At 60.0% G+C, this 2741-nt stretch carries 3 protein-coding genes; all 3 read right to left on the reverse strand.

Going from position 1 to position 2741, the window contains the following annotated elements:
- Positions 1-98 precede the first annotated feature (98 nt).
- The 3 genes from tnpC to tnpA all read right to left on the reverse strand — a co-directional run bounded on the left by tnpC (position 99) and on the right by tnpA (position 2652).
- Positions 99-1787: an IS66 family transposase gene (gene tnpC, locus ASB66_RS25960; RefSeq protein WP_060718544.1), complete on the reverse strand. Its 1689-nt coding sequence runs from the start codon at positions 1785-1787 to the stop codon at positions 99-101.
- Between the two features lie 62 nt (positions 1788-1849).
- Entirely contained in the window at positions 1850-2203 is a 354-nt protein-coding gene (gene tnpB / locus ASB66_RS25965; protein ID WP_010975401.1) for an IS66 family insertion sequence element accessory protein TnpB, read from the reverse strand.
- Positions 2200-2652 (reverse strand): IS66-like element accessory protein TnpA, encoded by a 453-nt coding sequence (gene tnpA / locus ASB66_RS25970; protein ID WP_060718545.1) that lies wholly within the window; start codon positions 2650-2652, stop codon positions 2200-2202. The genes tnpB and tnpA overlap by 4 nt, the downstream gene beginning before the upstream one ends.
- Positions 2653-2741 lie beyond the last annotated feature (89 nt).

A 2741-nucleotide genomic window follows, 5' to 3' on the forward strand; every position in this document is an offset into this window, starting at 1 on the left:
GTATGCGGCGTCCACGCCCCATTGATTTTTCAGTTGCAGCGGCTTGATAGTTTTGCCTGGGGGCCGGATGTGAGCTCACCGATGAGTATCTGACGAGCTCATTGTGAGGCCTTGATGCGGGTGGCATAGGCCCAAGGCATCAGGGCATCGATGTCTTTCACGAGGTGGCCGTTTGCGAGGCGGGTGAAGAGGTCGCAAAGATAGGCGTAAGGTTCAACGCCGTTCATTTTGCAAGTGCCGATAAGACTGGCAAACCGAGCCCAATTGCGGCCCCCTTCATCGTGCCCCGCAAAGAGCGCATTGCGGCGGTTCATGGCCGGGCGGCGGATCGCGTTTTCCACCAGGTTGGAGTCGATATCGACATGGCCATCGTCCAGGAACAGCCGGAATCCGTCCTGTCGCGTCAGCATATAGGCCAGGGCTTTTCCGAGGTCAGATTTGCGTGAGACGCGCGCGGCCTGGGCTGCCAGCCAGGTGAAGAACTCCTCCACCAGCGGGAGGGACAGGTCCTGTCGAACTGCCCGGCGATGTTCGGGGTCTGAGCCTCGGATACTGTCTTCGATCTTGTAGAGCGCGGCGATCCGCACCAACGCCTCGTCGACGATGGGCGATCCGCTCTTTGGCGTGGCCTTGATCAGCTTTCTGCGCCCGTGTGCCCAACAGAAAGCCAACTTCAGCGGAGCGCCGCCGATACGATCGGACGTAGCGAGATGAGAGTAACCGCCGTAGGCATCCACTTGGATTGTGCCGTTGAACCCGTCAAGGATCTCAGCGGCATATTCTCCTTTACGCCCGGGCCGATAATGGAACACCACACCTGACGGAGCAGAACCATTCCAGCCGCGGTCGTCACGCAGCACGGCCCAGAGATAGCCGGTCTTTGTCTTGCCTCGCCCAGGATCCAGCACCGGGGCGGTCGTTTCGTCGACATAGAGGCGCGTGCTTTCCCACAGCAGCCGTTTGGCCATGTGGTCGACCACCGGTGCGATTTCGCTACCCGTGCGCCCCATCCAATCGGCCAGCACCGTGCGGTCGATTGGCACGCCGTGTCGCGCCATGACCTCGGCCTGACGGTTGAGGGGCATGTGTTCGGAATGCTTGGAGACGGCAATCTCCGCCAGAAGGGCCTCCGTCGGCCAGCTCCCTTCCAGAAGATGCGCCGGCGCTCTGGCCTGGACGACGCCGGTTCGACCCTTGGGGCATGCGTATTTCGGGCGGATCGTGACGATCACCTCGTAGCGCGCCGGGATCCGGTCGAGCCGTTCCGTCCGGTCCTCGCCGATCCGGACCATGTTGCCGCAACCGCAGGGACAAACGATGCTATCGGGCTCGATCACGCGCTCGACCCGCGGCAGGTGTTCGGGCAGTGCACGGGCCTTGCGCTCCTTGCGAGAAACGGCCTTGTCCGGATCGCCAACCTCTCCAGAATTGCCAGCCTTTTCGGGATCATCTGCGCTGGCTTCGATCTTCTTCTCGACGGCGGCGATCCGCGCCTGTGTTTCGGCAATCGCCGTTTCAAGGTCTTCCAGTGCCAGTTCCATCTGCGCCGGATCGAGCTTTTCCGATTTTGGCCCGAACTTCGTGCGCCTGTAGTCGTGAACCTGCCCCTCAAGCTTCTCGATCAGTTCCTTCAGCTCAGTGATGAACGCGTCCTTTTCGGCAACGACCGCCTGCTCATGCTGGCGTGCCGCACGCTCGACCGACAGTTCGAACTGCATCGCCGCAAAGGCTTTGACTACCTCTGGCGGAAGGTCCGGAAACAGGCTGAGATCAATAGGTTGCGACATGCCGCTTTATAGCAAAGCAGCTCAAAAAATCCAAATAAAACAATAGAAAGACGGCCGAACAATCATCCTGCCGCCGACGGCGCGGTCACCCGTTGCGCCATCACCCGCCGCCAGTCAAGACCTTCGAACAAAGCCTCATATTGACCCCTGGAAAGACGCATCGTCCCATCCTGAACCTTGGGCCAGGCAAAGCTTCCATGTTCAAGAATTTTGTAAGTTAGCACCATTCCTGTGCCATCCCACACCAGGATCTTCAGACGATCCCCGCGCTTCGACCGGAAGATCACCGTCACCCCGGAATGCGGGTCCAGCTTCAACTCGGTCTGCACCATCAAAGCCAGCGCCTGATGCCCACAGCGGAAGTCAACCGGACGGGTTGCGATCAGGATCGGCAGTCGTTGGCCCGCGACGATCATGACGCTCCTCGCACAGCGTGAACCAGAGCGGCGACCCGTTCAACGGGCACATTATTAGGAACCCGCATCACAACGTCTGAGCCAATCTCCAACGTCAAAACCTGCACACTCGGCCCGTCGGAGGCCAGCTTCGGCAGCGGCAAACGATTGACAGGCTCAGGCGGCTCCGCAGCGATTGCCAGAGGAACAAATGACGGCTCGACACCATCGTGCTCCGACGGCGTCGTTGCCGCCGCAAACGGCAGCACCAGAATGCCGTCACGCACTTGACGTCGCCAATCGGAAAGCTGGTTTGCTATAACGCCGTGACGGCGCGCGACATCCACAACACGAACACCAGGCTCAAAGCTTTCCGCCACGATCCGCGCCTTCACATCATCCGGCCAACGCCGGTTACCGCGGCGCGGCTCGACAACTTCGTAGCGACCAACAAATCCATCATCTGCCATGCAAATCTCCAGATAAAACTGGAAACCTTCTCGCATACGCAGCAAGCCTCAAAATACACCCAATCCAATGGGGCGGAGACCGCGCTTAC

The organism is Gillisella vitis, from assembly GCF_001541345.2.
GTDB classification, from domain to species: Bacteria; Pseudomonadota; Alphaproteobacteria; order Rhizobiales; family Rhizobiaceae; genus Allorhizobium; species Allorhizobium vitis.

Excerpts from the sequence above, each read along its gene's own strand:
- tnpB (WP_010975401.1), bottom strand. The coding sequence starts at position 2,203 with ATGATCGTCGCGGGCCAACGACTGCCGATCCTGATCGCAACCCGTCCG.
- tnpA (WP_060718545.1), bottom strand. The coding sequence starts at position 2,652 with ATGGCAGATGATGGATTTGTTGGTCGCTACGAAGTTGTCGAGCCGCGC.
- tnpC (WP_060718544.1), bottom strand. The coding sequence starts at position 1,787 with ATGTCGCAACCTATTGATCTCAGCCTGTTTCCGGACCTTCCGCCAGAG.